Origin of the sequence: Actinosynnema sp. CA-299493 (assembly GCF_050946825.1) — a bacterium.
In the GTDB taxonomy this organism is placed as follows: domain Bacteria; phylum Actinomycetota; class Actinomycetes; order Mycobacteriales; family Pseudonocardiaceae; genus Actinosynnema.
On sequence record NZ_CP191993.1, the window covers coordinates 1,237,832 to 1,260,329 of the forward strand.

General features: G+C 72.8%; 15 protein-coding genes. 9 read left to right on the top strand and 6 right to left on the bottom strand.

Features of this window, described 5'->3' with window-relative positions; translation table 11 throughout:
• The first annotated feature begins 84 nt into the window (after positions 1–84).
• The 4 genes from ACQPYE_RS05935 (at position 85) to hisS (ending at position 5,465) form a co-directional block, all read left to right on the top strand.
• Positions 85–753: a DUF2306 domain-containing protein gene (locus ACQPYE_RS05935; protein WP_498719786.1), complete on the top strand. Its 669-nt coding sequence runs from the start codon at positions 85–87 to the stop codon at positions 751–753.
• Positions 750–2,327: a sulfatase-like hydrolase/transferase gene (locus tag ACQPYE_RS05940; RefSeq protein WP_498719788.1), complete on the top strand. Its 1,578-nt coding sequence runs from the start codon at positions 750–752 to the stop codon at positions 2,325–2,327. Before ACQPYE_RS05935 ends, ACQPYE_RS05940 begins: the two co-directional genes overlap by 4 nt.
• 86 nt (positions 2,328–2,413) lie before the next feature.
• Positions 2,414–3,862, top strand: coding sequence for a serine hydrolase (locus tag ACQPYE_RS05945; protein WP_498719790.1), 1,449 nt, complete (start codon positions 2,414–2,416; stop codon positions 3,860–3,862).
• Positions 3,863–4,178: 316 nt separating this feature from the next.
• Positions 4,179–5,465 (top strand): histidine--tRNA ligase, encoded by a 1,287-nt coding sequence (gene hisS, locus ACQPYE_RS05950; protein WP_498719792.1) that lies wholly within the window; start codon positions 4,179–4,181, stop codon positions 5,463–5,465.
• Positions 5,466–5,592: 127 nt separating this feature from the next.
• On the opposite strand, the gene ACQPYE_RS05955 is transcribed toward hisS, so the two are convergent.
• The 4 genes from ACQPYE_RS05955 to ACQPYE_RS05970 all read right to left on the bottom strand — a co-directional run bounded on the left by ACQPYE_RS05955 (position 5,593) and on the right by ACQPYE_RS05970 (position 9,999).
• A complete protein-coding gene (locus tag ACQPYE_RS05955; protein ID WP_498719794.1) occupies positions 5,593–7,623 on the bottom strand; it encodes an iron ABC transporter permease in 2,031 nt (676 codons plus the stop codon).
• Positions 7,623–8,597, bottom strand: a complete 975-nt coding sequence (locus ACQPYE_RS05960; RefSeq protein WP_498719795.1) for an ABC transporter substrate-binding protein — start codon at positions 8,595–8,597, stop codon at positions 7,623–7,625. The genes ACQPYE_RS05955 and ACQPYE_RS05960 overlap by 1 nt, the downstream gene beginning before the upstream one ends.
• Positions 8,598–8,631: 34 nt before the next feature.
• The gene (locus tag ACQPYE_RS05965; protein ID WP_498719797.1) at positions 8,632–9,450 is read right to left on the bottom strand and encodes an ABC transporter ATP-binding protein; all 819 of its coding nucleotides are present in this window, start codon (positions 9,448–9,450) and stop codon (positions 8,632–8,634) included.
• A gap of 90 nt (positions 9,451–9,540) precedes the next feature.
• On the bottom strand, positions 9,541–9,999 hold the full coding sequence (locus ACQPYE_RS05970) for an SRPBCC family protein (RefSeq protein ID WP_498719798.1): 459 nt from the start codon (positions 9,997–9,999) through the stop codon (positions 9,541–9,543).
• A gap of 224 nt (positions 10,000–10,223) precedes the next feature.
• Here ACQPYE_RS05970 and ACQPYE_RS05975 point away from each other — a divergent pair, with 224 nt between their 5' ends.
• Positions 10,224–12,431, top strand: coding sequence for a terpene synthase family protein (locus tag ACQPYE_RS05975; protein WP_498719799.1), 2,208 nt, complete (start codon positions 10,224–10,226; stop codon positions 12,429–12,431).
• 366 nt (positions 12,432–12,797) lie between these two features.
• Complete coding sequence (locus tag ACQPYE_RS05980; protein ID WP_498719800.1) at positions 12,798–15,455, top strand: AfsR/SARP family transcriptional regulator; 2,658 nt, start codon at positions 12,798–12,800, stop codon at positions 15,453–15,455.
• 121 nt (positions 15,456–15,576) lie between these two features.
• Here ACQPYE_RS05980 and ACQPYE_RS05985 read toward each other — a convergent pair whose 3' ends face one another.
• Entirely contained in the window at positions 15,577–16,887 is a 1,311-nt protein-coding gene (locus ACQPYE_RS05985) for an MFS transporter (RefSeq protein WP_498719802.1), read from the bottom strand.
• A 156-nt stretch (positions 16,888–17,043) separates the two neighbouring features.
• Between ACQPYE_RS05985 and ACQPYE_RS05990 the strand changes: the two genes are divergently transcribed.
• Genes ACQPYE_RS05990 through ACQPYE_RS06000 form a run of 3 tightly spaced genes read left to right on the top strand, consistent with a single transcriptional unit; the run spans position 17,044 to position 21,563 of the window.
• Complete coding sequence (locus ACQPYE_RS05990) at positions 17,044–17,613, top strand: NADPH-dependent FMN reductase (RefSeq protein ID WP_498719803.1); 570 nt, start codon at positions 17,044–17,046, stop codon at positions 17,611–17,613.
• Between the two features lies 1 nt (position 17,614).
• Positions 17,615–18,589: a zinc-binding dehydrogenase gene (locus ACQPYE_RS05995; RefSeq protein ID WP_498719805.1), complete on the top strand. Its 975-nt coding sequence runs from the start codon at positions 17,615–17,617 to the stop codon at positions 18,587–18,589.
• A gap of 10 nt (positions 18,590–18,599) precedes the next feature.
• The gene (locus ACQPYE_RS06000; RefSeq protein ID WP_498719807.1) at positions 18,600–21,563 is read left to right on the top strand and encodes a helix-turn-helix transcriptional regulator; all 2,964 of its coding nucleotides are present in this window, start codon (positions 18,600–18,602) and stop codon (positions 21,561–21,563) included.
• Between the two features lie 90 nt (positions 21,564–21,653).
• On the opposite strand, the gene ACQPYE_RS06005 is transcribed toward ACQPYE_RS06000, so the two are convergent.
• Positions 21,654–22,478, bottom strand: coding sequence for a hypothetical protein (locus ACQPYE_RS06005; protein WP_498719809.1), 825 nt, complete (start codon positions 22,476–22,478; stop codon positions 21,654–21,656).
• Positions 22,479–22,498 lie beyond the last annotated feature (20 nt).

Sequence of the window (22,498 nt, forward strand, 5' to 3'; positions counted from 1 at the left end):
CGACTCCGGCCCTTCTCCCGATGTCCGCCCCGCCGCCGGTCACCAGACTCGGACCACCGAGACCGGACCGACGAAGGGCCTCCCGTGACCTCCTCCACCAGGGCCGACTGGCTCGTGCCGATCGCGTTGACCGCGTTGACGCTCATCCCGATGGCCGGCGGCGCCATCCGCCTCACCGACCTGGCGGGCGGCGAGGTCACCCCGGAGAACGCGAGGTTCTTCGCCGCACCCGCACCGGTGGTGCTGCACATCTTCAGCGCCGTCCTGTACTGCCTCGGGGGCGCCTTCCAGTTCTCCGCAGGGTTCCGCAGGAGGAAGCCCGCCACCCACCGCGTCCTCGGTCGGGTCCTCGTCCCGGCGGGTGTCCTGATGGGACTCACCGCCCTGTGGATGACCCTGTTCTACCCCTACCCGGAGGGCGACGGAGACCTCCTCGCGGCCTTCCGCCTGGTGACCGGCTCGGTCACCGTCCTGGCCCTCGTCCTCGGCGTCCACGCGATCCGCCGTCGCGACGTGCGCCGCCACCGCGCCTGGATGATCCGGGCCTACGCCCTCGCCCAGGGCGCGGGCACGCAAGCGCTGGTCACCATCGCGTGGGTCCTGCTCGTCGGCCCGGCCACCGGTTTGACCAGGACGCTGCTCCTCGGTCTCGGCTGGGTGATCAACGTCGCCGTGGCCGAATGGGTCATCCGTGAACCGGGCAGGGGTCCGCGCACGTTCTACCGGGCAAGGAGAGCAGAGAGGACCGCATGACCGACGCCCGCCGCAGGGCGGTCACCACCCTGGCCGCCGTGCTCGTCCTGCTCGCCCTGCTCATGCCGGGCGACGTCGGGTCGCTGACCCCGGCCACCTTCCTGCGCCTGCCCGTCGAAGCGCTGCTCGGCGTCGTGCTCGTCCTGGTCCTGCCCGACCGGGCGCGACGCGTCGCGGCGCCGCTCGGCGGCGCCGTGCTCGGCCTGCTCGTCGTGGTCAAGGCGCTGGACATCGGTTTCGACGCGGTGCTGCACCGGCCGTTCGACCTGGTCCTCGACTGGCCGCTGCTCGAACCCGCCGTGGGCTACGTGGACGTGACGGCGGGCCGGTTCGCGGCGGTCGCGGCCATCGTGGCGGCAGTGCTGCTCACGGGCGTGATCGTGGTCCTGATGGCACGGTCGGTGGCACGGCTCAGCGCGGTGGTGGGCCGGCACCGGCCCGTCGTCGCCCGGGTCGTCGCCGTCCTCACCGCCGCGTCGATCACCCTCGCCGCACCGGTCGTCTCGCACAGCACGGCGGCGTTCGTCCACGACCAGGCCCAACGGGTGCAAGCGGGATTCCGCGACCGGGCGGAGTTCGCCGCGGAGTCGGCGGTGGACCCGTTCGCCGGCGCGGCGGCCGAGGAGGTGCTGACCTCGTTGCGCGGCAAGGACGTCGTCGTGGCGTTCGTCGAGAGCTACGGGCGCGCCGCGGTCGAGCACCCGGACATTGCCCCGCACGTCGACCCCGTGCTCGGCGCGGGCGCCCGCCGACTCGCCGACGCCGGCTACGGCTCGCGCAGCGCCTACCTCACCTCGCCGACGGCGGGCGGCGGGAGCTGGCTGGCCCAGGCCACCCTGCTGTCCGGGCTGTGGATCGACAACCAGCAGCGCTACCGCACGCTCCTGGCCGGCGACCGGTTGACGCTCGGCGGCGCGTTCCGGCGCGCGGGCTGGCGCTCGGTCGGCGTCATGCCGGGCATCACGCGGGCCTGGCCGGAAGGCGACTTCTTCGACTACGACCGGATCTACGCGTTCGACGACCTCGACTACCGGGGACCGCGCTTCGGCTACGCCACCACGCCGGACGAGTTCACGATGTCGAGGTTCCAGCAGTTCGAACGCGCTGCCGGGCACGCGCCCGTGATGGCGGCGATCCCCCTGCTGTCCAGCCACGCGCCGTGGTCGCCCGCGCCGACGGCGGTCGGCTGGGCCGACATCGGTGACGGCTCGGTGTTCCACTCCATGCCCTCGGGGGAGGCCCCGGCGGAGGACATGTTCGGCCGCGACCCGGTGCTCGTGCGGTCCGACTACGCGCGCACCGTCGAGTACTCGATCACCACCCTGGTGTCCTACGTCGAGACCTACGGCGACGACGACCTCGTGCTCGTCTTCCTCGGCGACCACCAGCCCGCGCCGCTCGTCACCGGCCCGGACGCGGGTCGGGACGTGCCGATCACCATCGTGACCCGCGACCGGGCCGTGCTCGACCGGACCGACGGCTGGGGCTGGACCGACGGCCTCAAGCCCGGTCCCCAAGCCCCGGTGCGCCCCATGGACACCTTCCGCGACCAGTTCCTGACCACGTTCCGATGACCGCTCCCGGTGGAGAACGGGGCACCCATCACCGGCGAATGCACTACCGTCATCGGCGCAGACGGATCAATCCATGGGGGAGTGCAATGAGGTCCTTCCGACGCAGACTGCTCGTCGCCACCGCGCTCACCGCGACCACCGTGCTGGCCGGCGCCGTGACCACGGCGTCGACCGCGAGCGCGGCCGGGGACGTGAACGCCCTGCTGGCCGAGTCGCTGCGGCAGGCGATCGTCGCGCAGAACTTCAAGGACGTGCTCGACCTGACCCCGCCGGAGTCGGCGGCGTCGAAGGCCGGCGCGCCGGAGAAGCACGACCCGCTGTCCGCCGAGGAGGCGTCGACGGACCGGCTCGGCGCCGCCGCGGCCCGGCCGCTGCACCAGACGCCGAACATGGACCTCGCGGTGATCGAGCTCGACCGCCTCGGCCGGCCGATCGCGATGGCCGACGTCCTGCTCAGCCCGCAGTACCCGAACGGGGTCGTGGTGCCCCTGAACGAGCGGAAGCTGTCCACCGACCAGGTGCGCTACCGCTGGTGGGACGACACCGAGTGGGACGTCAACGGCGGCCGGGGCACCCGTGACGTGCTCGCCGGCCGGGAGAACGCGCCCATCGACTTCTCCTCGCCCTACCCCGCCTCGGTGCTCAAGCTCATGGTCGGGTTCGGCGTGCTGCGGCTCGCCGACCAGGGCCGGGTGAACCTCGACGCGGTCTACGACTACCAGCCGGTGACGCAGCACCCGGTGTGCGGCGCGGCGTCCAGCAAGGTGATCCGGCAGCACTTCGACGAGATGATCACCAAGTCGCAGAACGAGTCCACCTGCGCGCTGATCAAGATGATCCACGACCTCGGGGCGTGGGACGAGGTCAACCGCACGTTCGTCGAGCTCGGCATGCCGACGCTGATGGTCACCGGCACCAACCCGGAGAACGGCGGCCGGTGGATCGGGTCGAACATGAGCAGCATCGACACCGCGAAGCTGCTCCTGCTCGTCAACGGCGGCTCGGGCGTGCTGTGGACGACCGACGCGGGCAAGCAGGTCACCCGCAACGAGCTGACCGAGGCGTCCCGCGTGCAGTTCATCAAGTCGCTGGGCAACCAGGGCCACAACGAGATGCTGTCCACCACGAACCACTGCGGGCGCGCGTACCCGGTGCAGGGCATCCCGCAGCTGACGCCGCCGCGCTGGATCCAGGCCGACGGCACGGTGAAGGTGGGCGACGCCGTGTACGACAGCGACGTCCGGCCGTGCGACGCGGTCGCCGAGGTGACGTTCAGCCACAAGACGGGCTGGGTCGACACGACCGGCAGCGACGCGGGCATCGTGCGCTCCCTGCCCGGCAAGGAGCGGCGCACCTACATCGTGGTCGCGTTCTCCAACCTGGGCACCGACTACGTCGACACCTACCGCCCCGCCAACCGCCCCAACGTCTTCCCCGTGCTCTACACCGAGAAGTACGCCAAGCTGGGCGCGGCCGTCGACGACATCATGATCGCCATCACCCCCCTACCCCACTGGAACGTCCGCCAGGGCTAGCCCCACCACAACCACCCGCGCAGGCCCGATTTGACATGGGTTCGGGTGCTTTAGGCTGGACGAAGCCGGCAGGCTTGGCGGGCGCTTTATCCGCCGGGCCTGCTGGCTTTGGCCTGCCTGGAGTGCCCGTAAGGGCCCCGTGTCAAATCGAGCCGGACTCTCCCCTCACCCTCACCCTCACCCTCACCCTCACCCTCACCCTCACCCTCACCCCCAACCCCAACCCCACCCCCACTCCCACCCCACCCCCACCCCCACTCACCCGATCGTGAAAACCCGTTGGCACCACCCCACCCCTTCCGGTGGACTTCCAGCCATGAGCGACCAACCCGCAGTGCGACCGGCGCCCGTCAGCGGCTTCCCGGAGTGGCTGCCGCACGTGCGCCTGGTCGAACTGCGTTGGCTGGACGACATCCGCGCCGCCTTCGAGCGCTACGGCTTCTGCTCCGTCGAAACCCCTGCCGCCGAACGGCTCGACGTGCTCCTGGCCAAGGGCGAGACCTCCAAGGAGGTCTACACGCTCGGCCGTGCGCAGGGTTCCGACGAGGGGCAGCTCGGCCTGCGCTTCGACCTCACCGTCCCGTTCGCCCGGTACGCGGCGCAGCACTTCAACGAGCTCGTCTTCCCCTTCAAGCGGTACCAGATCCAGCGCGTGTGGCGCGGTGAACGGCCGCAGGACGGGAGGTTCCGCGAGTTCACCCAGTGCGACATCGACGTCATCAACGTCGACGAGGTGCCGATCCACTTCGACGCCGAGCTGCCGCGCATCGTGCACGAGGTGCTGACCTCGCTCGACCTGCCACCGTGGACCATCAACGTCAACAACCGCAAGGTGTTGCAGGGCTTCTACGAGGGCTTGGGCATCACCGAGCCGCTCGACGTCATCCGGGCCGTGGACAAGATCGACAAGATCGGCGCCGACGGCGTGGCGTCCCTGCTGGCCGATCGGCTCGACCAGGCCCAGCTCAAGTCCGTCCTCGAACTCGCGCAGCTCCGCGGCGGCGTCGAGGACGTGCGCGCGCTGGGCGTGCGATCGGCCCTCCTGGACGAAGGTCTCCAGGAGCTGGACTTCGTCCTCGGCGAGCTGTCCGACCTCCCCGAGGTGGTCGCCGACTTCTCCATCGCCCGCGGGCTGGACTACTACACCGGCACCGTCTACGAGGGGAAGTTCGTCGACTGGCCGGAGTACGGTTCGATCTGCTCCGGTGGCCGGTACGAGGACCTGGCCGGGTCGTTCATCCGGCGCAGGCTGCCCGGCGTCGGCATGTCGATCGGGCTCTCCCGGATCTTCGCCAAGGTGCTGTCCGCCGGCCTGCTCGTCACGGGTCCGAGCACGCCCGCCGACGTCCTCGTCGTCCTGCCGCCGAACCGCCGTCGAACCGCCTCCGGCACGGCGAAGTCCCTGCGCGACAACGGCTCGAACGTCGAGCTGTACCACCAGGAGGACAAGGTGGCCAAGCAGGTCCGGTACGCCTCCCGCAAGGGCATCCCGTTCGTGTGGTTCCCGCCGTTCGAGGACGGTCGGCCGCACGAGGTGAAGGACCTGTCCACCGGCGTGCAGACCGCCGCCGACCCGGCGACCTGGTCACGCGGGCGGACCTGATCCCCGCTCGACGAGCCGTCACCGCCCGGCCAACCGACCCGGAACGGGTAGTTCCCCGCCAGAAGACCTGTGCCGATGCTCCCGGTAATGGGACCGCCCCAGAGCACCAGAGCCCCAGAACACCCGGTCAGGTGCGCATCTCCCGCGTCCGCCACATCACCAGCACGAAGTACGGCGTGCCGATCAACGCGATCACCAGCCCGGCCGGCACCTGCGCGGGCGCGATGACCGTCCGACCCACCGTGTCCGCCGCGCTCACGAGCACCGCGCCCACCGCCGCCGCGACCGGCAGCACGCGCGCGTGCCGGCCGCCGACCAACGACCGGGCCAGGTGCGGCGCGACCAACCCGACGAACGCCACCACGCCGATCGCCGACACGGCCGTCGCCGCCAGCACGCCCGCCGCCAGCAGGATCACCAGCCGCGACCGCTCCACCCGCATCCCCAGCACGCGCGGCGTGTCCTCGTCCAGGCTGTGCAGGTCCAGCTCGCGGTGCCGCGCCCACAGCAACGGCGTCAGCAGCGCCAGCGCCAGCGCCGTCGGCACCACCTGCTCCACCGTCCGCCCGTACGTCGAGCCGGACATCCACGTCAACGCCTTCGCCGTGTTCCACGGGTCCGACGTCACGATCAGCAGCGTGATCAACGCCATCCCGGCCGACCACATCGCGATGCCGATGACCACCAGCCGGTCCGAGTCCAGCCCCGACCGCCACGCCAGCCCGTAGACCAGCGCGAACGCCACCACCGCGCCCACGCCCGCCGCACCGGCGATGTGCCACGCGCCGGCCATCGGCACCGCCGTGATCAACGCGATCGCGGCCAGCCCCGCACCCGCCGTGATGCCCAGCAGACCGGGTTCCGCCAACGGGTTGCGGCTCACCGACTGGATGCCGCACCCGGCCACCGCCAGCGCCGCGCCCGCCACCAGCGCCGCCAGCACGCGCGGCAGCCGCTGGTCGACCACGAACGTCAGCGCCGTGCCCGTCCGCCCCGCGAACCAGTTCGCCAGGTCGCCCAGCAGCACCACCCGGTCCCCGAGCATCAGCCCCACCGCGGGCGCCGCGACCAGCAGCACGCCCAGCACCACCGACGTCACCACGAGCCGCCGCGTCGACGTGGCCACCCCGACCCGCCCGGCCGGCGCCTGCCGGGGCGTCCCGCCGGACCGCCCCCGCCGCGCCAACCAGATCAGCACGACCGCGCCCAGCACGGTGGTCATCACCCCGGTCGGCACCCGCACCGCCGCCGCCGAACCCATGATCGCCCGCAGCAGCACGTCCGCGCCCAGCACGATCACCACGCCCACCAGCCCGGAGAACGGCAGCAGCACCCGGTGCTTGCCCAACCCGGGCACGAGCGGCGTCAGCAGCCGGGTGATCACCGGCGCGCTCAGCCCGACGAACCCGATCGGCCCGGCGATCGTCACCGCCGCCGCCGTCAGCGCCACGGTCAGCAGCACCGCGCCCACGCGCGTGCGCCGCACCCGCAACCCCAGCACGGTCGCGTTGTCGTCACCCAGCGCCAGGACGTCGAGCGACCGCCCCATCACCAGCAGCGCCGCCACCGCGACCACCACGACCGGCGTCATCTGCGCGGTCGCGTCCAGGTCGCTCACGGTCAGCGAACCGGAGCCCCACGCGAACAACCCGGTCGTCTCCTGCTCGTACATCAGCAGCAGCAGGATCGTGGCCGACTGGAGCGTCAGCATGACCGCCGAGCCGACGAGCACCAGTCGCGGGCTGGTCGACCCGCCGCCGGACAACCCGAGCACGACCGCCGACGCCGCGAGCCCGCCGACGAACGCCGCCGCGCCCGCCGGCAGCGTGGGCAGGCTCAGCCCGAACGCCGCGATCGCGACCACGGCCAGGTGCGAGCCCGCGTTCACGGCGAGCGTGTCCGGTGAGGCCAGCGGGTTGCGCGCCACCAACTGCATGCCCGCGCCGGCCACGCCGAGCGCGACACCGAGCAGCAACGCGGCCAGCAGGCGCGGCACGCGCGAGCCCTCCAGCACGGCGAGGGTCTGCGCGTCCCCGTCGCCCGCCAGGGCGGCGAGCAGGTCGAGCACACCGGTGGACGCGGTGCCCTGGGTGAGGTGGACGGCGGAGAGCACGGCGATGAGCGCCACGACCCCCGCCGTCACGGCGGCGGTGCGCATCAGGCGGTGATGGCCTTCACGAACTGCTCGGCGACCCCGATGACCGACTTCGGCCCGCCGAACGTCCAGGTGCCCGGGTCCAGCTTGACGACCTTCTTCGAGACCACGAACGGCAGCCGCTGCCACACCGGGTTCGCGGCGAGGCCGGTGGTGAACACGTCGTCCTCGGAGGCGCTGTAGAACAGCACCGTCTTCGGGTCGGTGAGCGCGGTCAGGCCCTCGACGTCGGTGGCGCCCAGGCCCCACTGCGGGTCGACCTCGCCGGTCCAGGCGTTCTTCAGGCCGACCGCCTCGGCGGCGTCGGAGACCAGCGAGCCCTTGCCGAACGGGCGGATGTTGACCGTGCTGCCCTGGAGCCAGCCGTCGGCCATGACGAACGGCGTGCCGGCCGCGCCCCCGGCCTCGACCGCCTTCTTGCCGTCGGCCAGCGCGGTGTCCAGCTCGGTCAGCAGCGCGTCGCCCTCGGCGGACTTGCCGATCGCCTGGGCGATCAGCTTCGTGTCCTGGCGCAGCCGGTCGAGGTTGCGGGAGGCGTCGCTGGCCTCGGTGACGATCACGGGGACGTACTTCTCCAGCTGGGAGGCCAGCGTCTCGTCCCGGCCCTTGGCCATGATCACCAGGTCGGGGTCGAGCGCGACGATCGAGTCGACGCTGGGCTCGTTGCGCTTGCCGACGTCCTTCACGTCGGCGGCGAGCGGCACCACCGCGTTCCACGTCTTGTAGCCGGCCGCGTCCGCGACACCCACCGGCATGACACCCAGTGAGGCGACCGTTTCGGTCTCTGCCCACTCCAGCGTGACGACCTTCGTGGCGGGGGAGTCGAGCTTGACCTCCTTGCCGCGGGAGTCGGTCACGGTGACCGGTCCGCCGGTGGACCCGGTGGACCCGGTCGGCGCGGACGTCGGCGTCTCGGTCGTGCCGCACGCGGACAGCAGCACGGCCGCCGTCACGAGGGCAGGGGCAAGCAAGCGCATCGCTGGAACCTCTCAGGGGTGAAGGGAAAAGGGGTCAGGCCGGTCGCGGGGTGTGCCTGCCGAGGGGGCGGCAGTGGATCGCGCCGGTGACCGGGTCGTCGGCGACGTGCACCGCGACGCCGTAGGCGTGGGTCAGGTGCTCACCGGTGAGGACGTCGCGGACCCCGCCGGCCGCGACGACCCTGCCCTCGCTGAGCAGCACGACCTCGTCCGCGATGATCGCCGCGTGGTCGAGGTCGTGCAGCACGACGCCGACGGCCACGTCGTGGTCGTCCGCCAGGTCGCGCACCACGTCGAGCACCTCGACCTGGTAGCGCAGGTCGAGGTGGTTGGTCGGCTCGTCCAGCAGCAGCACGGAGGTCTGCTGCGCCAGGCACGAGGCCAGCCACACGCGCTGCAACTCGCCGCCGGACAGCTCGTCCACGCCGCGGTCGGCCATCGCGGTCACGCCCGTCAGGTCCATGGCGCGCTCGACGGCCGCGCCGCCCTCCGGGTCGACCCCGCGCCACCCGGTCCGGTACGGGTACCGGCCGTAGGAGACGACGTCGCGCACCGACACGCCCGACGGTGTCGGCCGCTGCTGGGTGAGCAGGGTGACGTTGCGGGCGAACTCCTTGCCGGACAGGGGGGAGTGGCCCCACACCGACCGCCCGCCCACGCGGACGTTCCCCTCGCGTGGCCGGTGCAGCCGCGCCAGCGACCTCAGGACGGTCGACTTGCCGGACCCGTTGGGCCCGACGAGAGCCGTCACGGCGCCGGCGCGGAGCCCGAGCGAGACACCGTGCACCACCGCGCGGTCGTGGTGCGCCAAGACCAGTCCCTCACCGGCGAGCAGCGCGTCTCCCTTAGACATGAGGGGAGCCTAACCTAAGGTCGCGAATCACCCATCTGGGCGTGATCTACTGCACTGCTCGGCCTATTCGGTAACGCTGCGCACGCAAGATCACCCGTCGAAGTGGCGCCGCGTGTCGGCGACCAGGGACCTGAACACCACCGTGTTCATCCGGCGGTCCGCCTTCACCGCGGGCTCGTAGGCGAACGTCCAGGTCAGCCGGCACCCGTCCCCGGACCGCTCCACCAGGTAGTCCTCGCCGAACCGCCGGTACACCGGCAGGTTCGCCCGGTCCACCAGGAACGACTGCCGCCGCCTCTCCTCCCAGCGCATGAAGTGCTCGTTGAGCCGCAGCACGCCCAGCACCGTCGCCGTCCGCGTCGTGCCCACCCCGAACGGGCGCGGGGAGGTGTACTCCACCGACGACAGCAGCCGGCACCACCACAGCGGGTTGGAGGCGGTCAGGCCCCGCCACACACGTTCGGGTGACGCCGGCAGCTCCAGCACGTAGCTGTGACGCTGCGGCGCCGAGTCGAAGAAGTCCACGTCGAACGGCTCCAGGCGGGGCACGCAGTCCAGTGTGACGCCTGTGTGCCGGTTTCACCGCTCGCCCGCGCGACGGTGCCGCACCGGCTGAACCGCTACCGGCCGACAACCACCCAAAGCAGCAGTGCGTTGAGCCGGACGGGGGGACTCGCCGCTCGAACGTGTGGATCACCACCGCCGGGTCTTGGCCGCCACGCCCGCGCACTGGTTGCGTACACCAGGTAAGTCCCGACGAGAGGTGCGAGCCGATGGCGCAGCCGTTCCAGCTGCCGGATTTCTACATGCCCTACCCGGCACGGCTGAACCCCAACCTGGAGCGCGCGCGAACGCACACGAAGACGTGGGCGTACGGGATGGACATGATCGACGTCCCCCAGCACGGCACGGTCATCTGGACCGAGGACGACCTCGACTCCCACGACTACGCCCTGCTCTGCGCCTACACCCACCCCGACGCCTCGGCGGACGACCTCGACCTCGTCACCGACTGGTACGTGTGGGTCTTCTACTTCGACGACCACTTCGTGGAGCTCTACAAGCGCAACCCGGACGTGGCGGGCGCGAAGGCGTACCTCGACCGGTTGCCGCTGTTCATGCCGGTCGACGGCGCGATCACCGAGGAGCCGACCAACCCGGTCGAGAAGGGCCTCGCCGACCTGTGGACGCGCACCGTCGGCAGCCACTCGCAGGACTGGCGCCGCCGGTTCGCCGACAACACCAAGCACCTGCTGGACGAGTCCATGTGGGAGCTGCTCAACATCTCCGAGGGCAGGCTCTCCAACCCGATCGAGTACATCGAGATGCGCCGCAAGGTGGGCGGCGCGCCGTGGTCGGCGAACCTGGTCGAGCACGTCACCGGCCTGGAGGTGCCCGCCCGGATCGCCCTCAGCCGTCCGATGGGCGTCCTGCGCGACACGTTCGCCGACGCCGTGCACCTGCGCAACGACCTGTTCTCCTACGAGCGCGAGGTGCTGGACGAGGGCGAGCTGAGCAACGGCGTCCTGGTGCTGGAGAAGTTCCTGGACATCCCGACCCAGGAGGCCGCCGAGGCGGTCAACGACCTGCTCACGTCCCGCCTGCACCAGTTCGAGCACACCGCCGTCACCGAGGTGCCGCTGCTGCTCGACGAGCACGCCGTCGACCCCGCCGGCCGCCTCGCCGTGCTGGCGTACGTGAAGGGCCTGCAGGACTGGCAGTCCGGCGGCCACGAGTGGCACGCCCGCTCCAGCCGCTACATGAACGAGGGCGCGGTCACCGCGAGCCCGGTGCTCGGCGGCCCGACCGGACTGGGCACGAGCGCGCTGCGCTCGCTCATCGCCACCGCGCCGCAACGCCTGCGCAGCTTCAGCCACGTGCCGTTCGAGGAGGTGCCGCCCAGGCCCGAACCGGCGCTGGACATGCCGTTCGAGCTGTCGCTGAGCCCGCACTGGAAGGACGCGCTGGAGAAGAGCATCGCGTGGGCGCGGGACATGGGCATCCTGGACGACGTGCCACGCGTGTGGACCGAGGACAAGATGCGCGACATCGACCTCGCGCTGTGCTCGGCGGGCATCGCCCCGAACGCCACCGCGGCGGAGCTGGAGATCAACGCGCTGTGGCTCACCTGGGGCACCTACGGCGACGACTACTACCCGGTCGTGTTCGGCCGGACGTCGGACCTGACCGCCGCGAGGGCCGCCACCGACCGGCTCAAGCAGATGATGCCGCTGGAGGGCGCGTCGCCGTCGCCGGTGACCCCGCTGGAACGCGGCCTCGCCGACGTCTGGCGGCGCACCACGGCCCCGATGCCGCCCGCCAACCGGCGGCAGCTCCGCCACGCGCTGGACCTGATGCTGGACAGCTGGGTGTGGGAGCTGAAGAACCAGCACGAGAACCGGGTGCCCGATCCCGTCGACTACGTCGAGATGCGCCGCCACACGTTCGGCTCGGAGCTGACGATGCTCCTGGCCCGGCTCGGCCACGGCAGGCTGGTGCCCGACGCCGTCTACCGGACCCGCACCATCCGCAACATCGAGAACTCGGCGATGGACTACGCCACCATCCTCAACGACCTCTTCTCGTACCGGAAGGAGATCCAGTTCGAGGGCGAGGTGCACAACCTGGTGCTCGTGGTGCGCAACTTCCTCGACGTCGACCTGGACCGGGCCTGGGGCATCGCGACCGACCTGGCCAACGCGCGGTTGGCGCAGTTCCAGCACTCGGTGCGGGTCGAGCTGCCCGCGCTGTTCGAGGAGTTCCACCTCGAACCCGAGGTGCGCGACGCGTTGCACGTCTACGTCGGCGACCTGGAGGACTGGCTGGCGGGCATCCTCAACTGGCACCGGGAGGTCGTCCGCTACCACGACGCCGACCTGGCCAAGCACTTCGGCGACCGGGAGGTCGGGTTCACGCCGCAGGCCCTGCGCGGTCCCACGGGCCTCGGCACGGCGTCGACCCGCATCCTCGTGCGCGGGTGACGCGCGCCTGAGCGGACGTCAACGCTCGCCGTGCAGCCCGCGGGCGACGCGGATGCGCTCGGACACGGACACGGGCACGGACGTCGCGGACCCCGCCACTTCCCGGACACGGGGACGGCCGCCCCCAGGTCGGCCGTCCCCGTGAGCGCGGGACCGACCGCGTCCTCCCCGATGGGTGCGGACACATCGCGGCGTCCCAACCGGCAGGAGAGCACCGGTCGGGACGTCGACCCCTCGTCGCCGGCGGGGGTGTGGGGCACTCCGCCGGGGTCCTTTCACCTGTCCGCGGTCATGGGGACACCCTGCCCGGCCGAACGTGAGCGAACCTAGGATGAACCTTGAACCGGCTGTTCAAGGGGGCTGAGCGTGTACTTCGGGCTGCTGGGTGGCGTGCGCGCCCAGGTCGGCGGCCACGACCTCGACATCGGCCACACCCGCTGGCGGAGCGTGCTGGCGGCACTGCTGCTGGAGACCGGTCGTCCGGTCACCGCGGCACGGCTCGTCGACCGCGTCTGGGGTGATCAGCCGCCGCTGCGGGCGAAGGAGACGCTGTACGGGTACGTCTCCAAGCTGCGGTCCGCCGGGATCGACATCCGCCGCCGGCCCGGCGGGTACGTGCTGGAGACCGACCGGGTCGACCTGGTCGAGTTCCGCGCCCTCGCCGAGCGGGCCCGCGCCGAGACCGACGCCGGACGTGCCGTCGAGCTGTACGACCGGGCGTTGCGGCTGTGGCGCGGCGACGCGGTGGACGGCCTCGACTCGCCGTGGTTCGCCCAGGTCAGGGACTCGTTGCGGGCCGAACGCGCGGCCGTCGAGCTGGACCGCAACGACGTGGCCCTCAGCCTCGGCCACCACGCCGCCCTGCTGCCCGCCCTGCGCGACGCGACCGAGGCCGACCCGCTGGACGAACGGCTCGCCGGCCAGCTCATGCTCGCCCTGCACCGCAGCGGCCGGTCGTCGGAGGCGTTGCAGCACTACGACGCGTTGCGCCGCGTGCTCGCCGACGAGCTCGGCACCGACCCCGGCCCGCCGCTGCAAGACCTCTACCTGGGACTTCTGGGTCACGCCCCGGCGGATCGACCAGCACCGACGACCACCCGGGCCGTGCCGCGGCAGCTGCCCGCGCCGCAGCGCTGGTTCACCGGCCGGGAGAAGGAGATCGCCGACCTCGCCGAGCCGTCGGCCACGGTCGTCATCACGGCGATCGGCGGCGCGGGCGGCATCGGCAAGACGGCGCTGGCGTTGCACTGGGCGCACCAGCACGTGGACGACTTCCCGGACGGCCAGCTCTACGTCAACCTGCGTGGGTTCGACCCGGTCGGCGACCCCGTCACGCCGCAGAACGCGCTGCGCGGCTTCCTCGAAGCCCTCGGCGTCGACGACCCGCCGGCCGACCTCGACGCCAAGGCCGCCCTCTACCGCAGCCTGGTCGCGGACAAGCGGGTGCTCGTCGTCCTGGACAACGCCCGCGACACCACCCAGGTCACGCCCCTGCTGCCCGGTGGCGCGCGCTGCACCGTCCTGATCACCAGCCGCCTGCAACTCCTCGGCCTGCTCACCGCGCACGGCGCGCGCTCGGTCGCGTTGGACGTCCTGGACGAGCACGAGTCCCGCGCGTTCCTGGTCTCCCGGCTGGGCGCGGAACGGGTCGAGGCGGAGCCGGACGTCACCCGCGAGCTGCTGGCGCTGTGCGGCGGCCTGCCGTTGGCGTTGAGCATCATCGCGGCCCGTGCGGTGACGCAGCCGGACCTGCCGCTGGCCGCCCTCACCGAGGAGCTGAAGGACCAGCGGCTCGACGCGCTGGACGACCTCAGCGCCGACCTGCGCACGGTGTTCGCCTGCTCGTTACGGGTCCTCAGCCCCGAGGCGGCGGAGCTGTTCGGGCTGATCGGCCTGACCTCCGCGCCGGACCTGAGCCTGAGGGCGATCACCGCCCTCACCGGCCGCGCCCGCACGCGCCGCCTGCTCCGGGAGCTCGAAGCCGCCCACCTGGTCCAGCAGCACCGGCTCGGCCGCTACCGGATGCACGACCTCGTGCGCCTCTACGCCGCCGAGGTCGCGCCCCCGCACGCCGACGCCAACCTCCGGGCGTTCATCGGCTACTTCGCCGCGACCGCGCACCACGGCGACCGGCTCATCGAGCCGCACCGCCCGCCGATCACCGCACCGCCCGGCGACGCGGCGCCGTTGTCCGACGTCACCGCCGCGATGGACTGGTTCGACGCCGAGCACGAGTCGCTGCTGGCCGCCCAACGCCTGGCCGTCGACCACCGCCGGCACGACGTCGCCTGGCACCTGGCGTGGGCGTTGACGAACTACCACCTGCGACGGGGGCACGCCGCCGACGACGTCGTCTGGCGGCTCGCGCTGGACGCCGCCGACGCGTTGGGCGACCGGTTCAAGCAGGTCACGGCGCACAAGTTCCTCGGCATGGCGTTGACCGACTTCGGTCGCCACGACGAGGGCGACCACCACCTGCGCCAGGCGCTGGAGCTGGTGGAGGACGACTACGGCAAGGCGTCCGCGCACCGCGCCATGGCGTGGGCCATGGAACGGCGAGGTGACGTCGCGGGGGCGTTGGAGCACGCGCGGGCGCAGTTGGAGCGGTTCCGCGCGCTGGGCATCCCGGTGCGCATCGCCGAGGCGCTCAACGACGTCGGCTACCGGATGGCGCGGCTCGGCGACCACGCCGGAGCCGAGGCGCACTGCCGGGAAGCGTTGGCGCTCAACGAGGAGCTCGGCCACGTCGAGGGCGAAGCGGCCACGTCGGACAGCCTCGGCTACATCGCCCACCACCACGGGCGCGACGCGGACGCCGTGGAGCACTACCGGCACGCGTTGCGGCTCTACCGGCAGTTGGACAACTCCTACGAGGAGGCCAGCGTGCTGCGGCACTTCGGCGACGTGCTCGCCGCCGTGGGCCGGCACGACGAAGCGCGCGACGCACGACAACGAGCCCTCACCCTCTTCCGCGCCCAGGGCCGCGTCGAGGACACCGACGCGGTCTTGGCGCTGCTCGGCTGACGCGCCGCGGTCTTGGCGCTCTTGGTCGACGCGACGCGTGCTCGGCCGACGCGCCGAGGTCCTAGCGCTGCTCGGCCGACGAGCCGAGGTCCTAGCGCTGCTCGGCTGACGCGCCGAGGTCCTAGCGCTGCTTGGCCGACGCGAGCACCCCGACCGCCACCACGGCCACCGCCGCCAACACCGCGACCCCCGCGCGGAACCCGGCGTCACCGCCGCCCGCCAGACCCGCCGCGAGCGCCGCCACCGCCGGCCCGACCGTCGTGCCGACCATCCGCGCGGTGGCGCTCAGACCACCCGCCGCACCGGCCATCCCCTCCGGGGCGCCGACCACGACCAGCGTGTTCATGGCCGTGTTGAACAAGCCCTGCCCCACACCCAACACCGCCAGCCGCCACCACAGGTCGACCGGCGACGTCACCGGCAGCACCAGCAACCCCAGCGCGAGCGCGCTCACCACCGACCCGCTCATCGCCACCAGCCACGGCCCGTACCGGTCGGTCAGCGAACCCGAGACCGCCGCGAGCGCGGCCACGCCCGCCACGAACACCAGCAGCGCCAACCCGACGTCCTCCGGCGAACCGCCCAGCACGTCCGTCACGTGGTAGGGCACGAGGAAGAACATCACCCCGCCCAACGTCGACACCAGCGACAACGTCAGCAGCGGCAGCCCGAACAGCCGTCGCCGGACCAACGCCAGGACCGGCCGTGAGCCGGGCAGGCGCGCCCACCACACCGCCAGGACCAACGCCACCACGAGCAGCCACGCCGCGTCCTCGAACGCCAGCAGCGCCGACGTGATCGCGCCGCCCAGCAGCACCGCTTCCAGCACCAACCCCCGGTCCGGCACGGGCAGCCCCCGCCCGTCACCGCGCAGCGACCGCCACCCCAGCCACAGGGCGACCGCCACCACCGGCAGCTTCACCAGGAACACCGAACGCCACCCGAACGCGCCCGCCACCGCCCCGCCCAACGGCGCGCCGGCCAGCCCGCCGACCGTCATGATCGTGATCACGTACCCGATCGCCCGCCCGCGCTGAGCCGGCGCCACCGCCGCGACCACGATCGGCATGTACCCGGCCAGCACCAGCGACCCGGCCACGCCTTGCAGCACCCGCCCCACCACCAACACCCAGAACGACGGCGCGGCGGCCGTGACCACGCTCGCCACCGCGACACCGACCAGCGCCAGCAGGAACGCCGACCGCCCGTCCGCCCGGTCCACCCACCGCCCGGCCGGGATCGCGATCGCCGCCATCGGCAGCGTGTAGGCCAGCAGCACCCACGCCGCGGCCGACGGGCCGATGTCCAACTCGCCGCCCAGGCTGGGCAGCACGACCGCCGCCACCGACATCTCGGTGGTGACCACCAGCATCGCCGCCGCCAACGCCACCACGGGCATCCAACGGGTCGTGACCTGCGCGTTCTCCGTCATGGCGCCAAGCTACGACCGCCCGCCGCCCGGCCGAATCCGTCAGGTGACCGGTCGTCGGACGCCCACTCGTGGTCAGGACGACCAGTCACCTGACAGATGCCCGTGCCCTGCCCCCGCTCCTAGCGTCGACACCGGCACAACCGAGGAGGGCACACCGTGATCAAGCTGGCGATCATCGTCGGGAGCACCCGGCGCGGCAGGTTCGCGCCGGTGGTGGCGAACTGGTTCGCCGACCGGGCCAAGCAGCGCGAGGACCTGAGCGTGGACGTGGTCGACCTGGACGACCTCGACCTGCCGGACCGGCTGCACGCCTTCGGCGAGGACCCGGCGCCGGAGGTCGCGCTGGTCTCGCCGCGCCTGCGTGACGCGGACGCGTTCGTCGTCGTCACGCCCGAGTACAACCACAGCTTCCCCGCGCCGTTGAAGAGCGCCATCGACTGGCACTACACCGAGTGGCAGGCCAAGCCGGTCGGGTTCGTCTCCTACGGCGGCGTCGGCGGCGGGTTGCGCGCGGTCGAGCAGCTGCGGCAGGTCTTCGCCGAGCTGCACGCGGTCACCGTGCGGGACACCGTCAGCTTCCACGGCGCGTGGTCCCGGTTCGACGACGCGGGCGAACCGGTCGACACCGACGCGGTGGACAAGGCCGCCACGGCCGTGCTCGACCAGGTGGTCTGGTGGGGCACGGCGCTCAAGGAGGCCCGCGCCAAGCGGCCTTACGGGGCCTGACGTGCGGGCCGTGCGGCTGCACGCGTTCGGCTCGGCGCTGCGGTGCGAGGAGGTCGAGGACCCGGCGCCGGGACCGGGTCAGGTGCGGATCGCGGTGCGCGCGGCGGGCGTGCACCTGGTGGACGGGGTGGTCCGGCGTGGCCGTGACGACCGCGTGCCGTTGCCGGACCTGCCCGCGGTGCTGGGCTCCGAGGTGGCCGGCGTGGTGGACGCGGTCGGTCGTGACGTGGACGGGTCGTGGCTGGGGGAGCGGGTGGTGACGCAGCTCGGCCTGCTCGGCGGGGGGTACGCCGAGCTGGCGGTGCGGGAGGTGGGCGCGCTGCACGTCGTCCCGACCGGGCTCGACTTCCCGGCGGCCGTGGCGATGATCTGCACCGGCGGCACGGCGTTGGGCGTGTTGGACGCGGCGGTGCCCGCCCCGGACGACGTGGTGGTCGTGACCGCCGCCGCCGGTGGGGTCGGGACCATGCTGGTGCAGGGCGCGGTCCGGGCGGGCGCGCTGGTGGTGGGCTTGGCGGGGTGCGAGGAGAAGCGGCGGGCGGCGTCGCGGGCGGGTGCCGCGGTGGCCGTCGACTACCTGGTGGAGGGGTGGCAGCGGCAGGTGCGCGAGCGGCTCGGTGGACGGGAGGTGACGGTGGTGCTGGACGGTGTCGGTGGTTCGCTGGGCCGGGCCGCGGTGGACCTGCTCGCGCCGGGCGGGCGGGTGGTGATGTTCGGGTCGTCGTCGGGCGAGCTGCTGCACCTGACCTCGGCCGACCTGTTCGCCCGCGCCCTGACCGCGACCGTCGCGGTAGGACCGCAGGTGGCGAAGCGGTCGGGTGGGCTGCGTGCGCTGGAGGCCCGTGCCCTGGCCGCGCCCCACGGCCTGACCCCGTCCATCCAGACGTTCCCGCTGGCCGAGGCCGGGCGGGCGCACGAGGCGATGGAGAGCAGGCACACGGTCGGCAAGGTCGTCCTGCTCCCGGCCGCCGGCTAGGGTCGGGGACATGCTGCACGGGAGGTCCGCCGAACTGGCCGCCGTGGACCACCTCCTCTCCGCCGCCCGCGCCGGGCACAGCGGCGTGCTCGTGGTGCGCGGCGAGGCGGGCATCGGCAAGTCGGCCCTCCTGTCCCACGCCGCCACCCGGGCAACCCCGCCAACCCCGAAATTGTCAGACCCCTCTGGCATCCTGAAAACAGGGGACCCCCTGCCGGGTACCCCTGCGCAGCAACCGCCCTCCCCATCCGGCGACAACCACACCCTCGCCGACGACAACCCCGCCCCACCCAGCGGCAACCACACCCCGGCGACCGGCAACCACACCTCTGCTGCCGGTGATCCCGTCCCGCCCAGCGGCAATCCCGCCCTGGTGACCGTCGCCCACACCTCGACCGCCGCCCTCGCCACAGCCCCCGCCACAGGCGCTACCCACACCTCAGCTGACGCCGGTCGGTTCCTGGTGTTGCGCGGCACGGCAGTGGAGTCCGAGTCGGTCGTTCCGTTCGCCGGGTTGAACCTGCTCCTGGGCCCCGTCGTGCACCGCCTCGACACCCTCCCGCCCAACCAGGCCACCGCACTGCGCGCCGCCCTCGGCCTCGCCCCGCCCGAAGGCGGCGACCACCACCTCGTCGGCCTGGCCGTGCTCACCCTCCTGGCCGACCTCGCCGACCGGAACCCCGTCCTCTGCCTGGTCGACGACGCCCACTGGCTGGACCAGGGCTCCGCCCAAGCGCTCGTCTTCGCCGCCCGCCGCCTCCAGGCCGAGGGCGTCGCGATGATCTTCGCCGCCCGCGACCTGCACGCGCCGCCGTTCCCCGCACCCGGCCTGCCCGAACTGCGTCTCACCGGCCTCACCCCGGAGCACGCCGCCGCCCTCCTCGAAGAGCACGCCGCCGACCTGCCGCGCTACGTCCGCGACCAGATCGCCGAGGAGGCCCGCGGCAACCCGTTGGCGCTGCTGGAACTCCCCGCCGCCCAACGCGAAGGCCACCTCCCCGCCGCCCACGCCTACCGCGTCGCCGCCCTGCCCACCCACAGCCGCATCCAGCAGACCTTCGCCGACCGCATCGGCACGCTCCCCGAACGCACCCGCACCCTCCTGCTGGTCGCCGCCGCCGAGGACACCGGCGACCCGGCCGTGGTGTTCGGGGCCGCCGGCCTGCTCGGCGCGTCCGTCGACGACCTCGAAGTCGCCGAACAACGCCAACTCCTGCGCTCCGACGACGGCCGGCTGACCTTCCGCCACCCCCTGATCCGCGCCGCCGCCTACCGGAGCGCGCCGCTCAAGCACCGCCTCACCGTCCACAGGGCACTGGCCGACGTGCTCGCCGACGCCGATGCCCACCGCAGCGCCTGGCACCTGGCCGCCGCCGCCACCGCGCCCGACGAGGACGTCGCCCGAGCCCTCGCCCGCACCGCCGAGGACGCCCGCAACCGGGGCGGCTACGTCGCCGTCGCCTCCGCCTACCACCGCGCCGCCGAGCTCACCCCGGATCCCGTCGAACGCGGCCTCCGGCTGGCGTCGGCGGCGGGCGCGGCCGGCGCGGCGGGACAGTTCGACCGCGCGGTCGGGCTCGCCGACCAGGCGTGGCACCTGGTGGCCAACCCGGTGGACGGCGCGCGGGTGGCCCGCATCCAGGCGCGGCTGGCGAGCGAGCAGGGACGGCCGGCGGAGGCCGCGGCGCAACTCGCCCGCGCCGTCGCGTGCGCCGCGCACACGGATCCGGACCTGGCGGGGGAGTTGCTGTTCCACGCCGCCAACAACGCGTGGGCCGGCCGTGACTTCGGCCTCCTCGCGGACATCGCGGCACGTGCCGGAGACCTGCCCGGCGCCGACGACACCCGGCGGGTCGCCACCGCAGCACTGGGCCTGGAAGGCGACGACGTCCCCGGCGGCTTGGCCGCGCTGCGCGAGCTCCTCGGCTCCCCGTACGTCGGCGGGCCCGGCAACGCGGTCACCGCCTGGTGGAACCTCGTCCTGGGCGACGACCGGGCGGCCTACGCCTGGGCGTTCGACCTGGAACGCCAGTCCCGCGCCCAAGGCGCCCTCGGCGTGCTGCCCCGGGCCCTCGCCTACCTGGCCCGCGGCCGGCTGCACCTCGGCCGGCACCGCGACGCGCGGGCCACCGCCGAAGAGGGGCTGCGCATCGCCGCGGACATCGGCCAGGAGTTCAGCGTCGGCTTCCTGACCGCCGTGCTCGCCGAACTGGCCGCCATCGAGGGCGACGCGGCCAGGTGCGAGGAGCTGGTGGCGACGCTGGTCGGCGGCGCGCCCCAGTCCGTGCGGGCCGCGTGCGCGTTGGCGCTGCTCGACCTCGGTCTCGGCCGGCACGAGGCCGTGCTGGACCGGTTGGCCGACGTCGCCGCGGGCGCGCACCGGCTCTACTCCGTCACCAGCCTGCCCGACCTGGTGGAGGCGTCCGCGCGGCTGGGCAAGCCGGACGCGAACGCCGCCGGCTGGTACGACGAGTGGGCGTCGGGCACCGGCCAGCCGTGGGCGCGAGCCGTCTCCGCGCGGTGCCGCGCCCTGCTCACCGATGACGAGCAGTGGTACGTGGAGGCCGTCGACCTGCACCGCGCCGACGACAGCCGCCCGTTCGAACGCGCCCGCACCGAGCTGCTGTACGGGGAGTGGCTGCGCCGGGCCCGCCGCAAGGCCGACGCCCGCACTCACCTGCGGTCGGCGGCGGAGGTGTTCGAACGGCTGGGCGCGACCCCGTGGGCCGCCCGCGCCAGGACCGAGCTGCGCGCCACCGGCGAGAGCCGCGCCGCGCCGGGACCGGACCCGCTCAGCGCCCTCACCCCGCAGGAACTCCAGGTCGTGCGCCTGGCGGCCGACGGCCTGAGCAACCGGGACATCGGCGCGCAGCTGTTCCTGAGCCCGCGCACGGTCGGCTACCACCTCTACAAGGCCTACCCGAAGCTCGGCGTCGCGTCGCGCGTGGAACTCGGCAAGCTCGCCCTCACCTGACCCACCCCCGCGCGAGTCCTACGTTCACGTCCCGCGAGTCCTACGTTCAGAACACTCGTGTCCTACGTTCGGAACACCCGAGTTCAACGCTCAGAACACGACGCGGGCGGCGGAGACCGGGCGTTGCGCCAACGCGAACGTCCCCGCGGGCGACGTGTTCACGCTCCACCGGTACCGGCTGAACTCACCGGTCGCGTCGGACGCGTAGAACATCATGTGCCCGTAGCCCGCGCCGTCCGTCGCCGCCGTGGCGTTGAAGATCCGGTTGTCCGGGAACCGGAAGTAGTTGCCCACCCCGTACACCCCGTGCGGCTCGGACGTGCAGTCCACGACCTCCACCGCGTACTGCGTCTCACCGCGGAAGTTCAGCCCGCGGGTCGGCGCGGTGTAGACGCCCCTGACCGAACGCACCATCACCACGTGACCGGTGTTGGTGTCCTGGTCGTTGCGGTAGTCGACGGCGATCACGTCACCCGGACGAAGGTCCGCCACCCTGGTGACGCGCTCGAAGTGCGGGATCTCCCGCTCCGCGAACGCCGCCCGGTAGTCCCGCGCGAACGGGCTCGCCACACCGAAGTGGGCGCTGAAGAACCTCGGAGTCGCCCACTTGTACGTGCGCTTCAGCACGGCGGTCAGGAACGACGCGCACTGGCTCTGGTTGACCCACCCGGACGCGTCACCGGGCGAGCCCCACCGGACCACGTTCGGCTGGTCCGGCGCCTTGTAGGTGTTGTTGGCCAACGGGCACGTCGGCAACGACAGGTAGCCGACCAGGTGCTCGGCTTCCAGCAGGTGCGGTGTGGACGGCCGGTGTGGACGCGGCGTCCGGGCCGACGCGGCGGTCGTCCCGGCGGTCGCGGTCGCCGGTGCGGCGACGGCGGTTCCCCCGGAGAACGATCTGCGCGACAGGTCCATCGTGCGACTCCCCCTTCGGT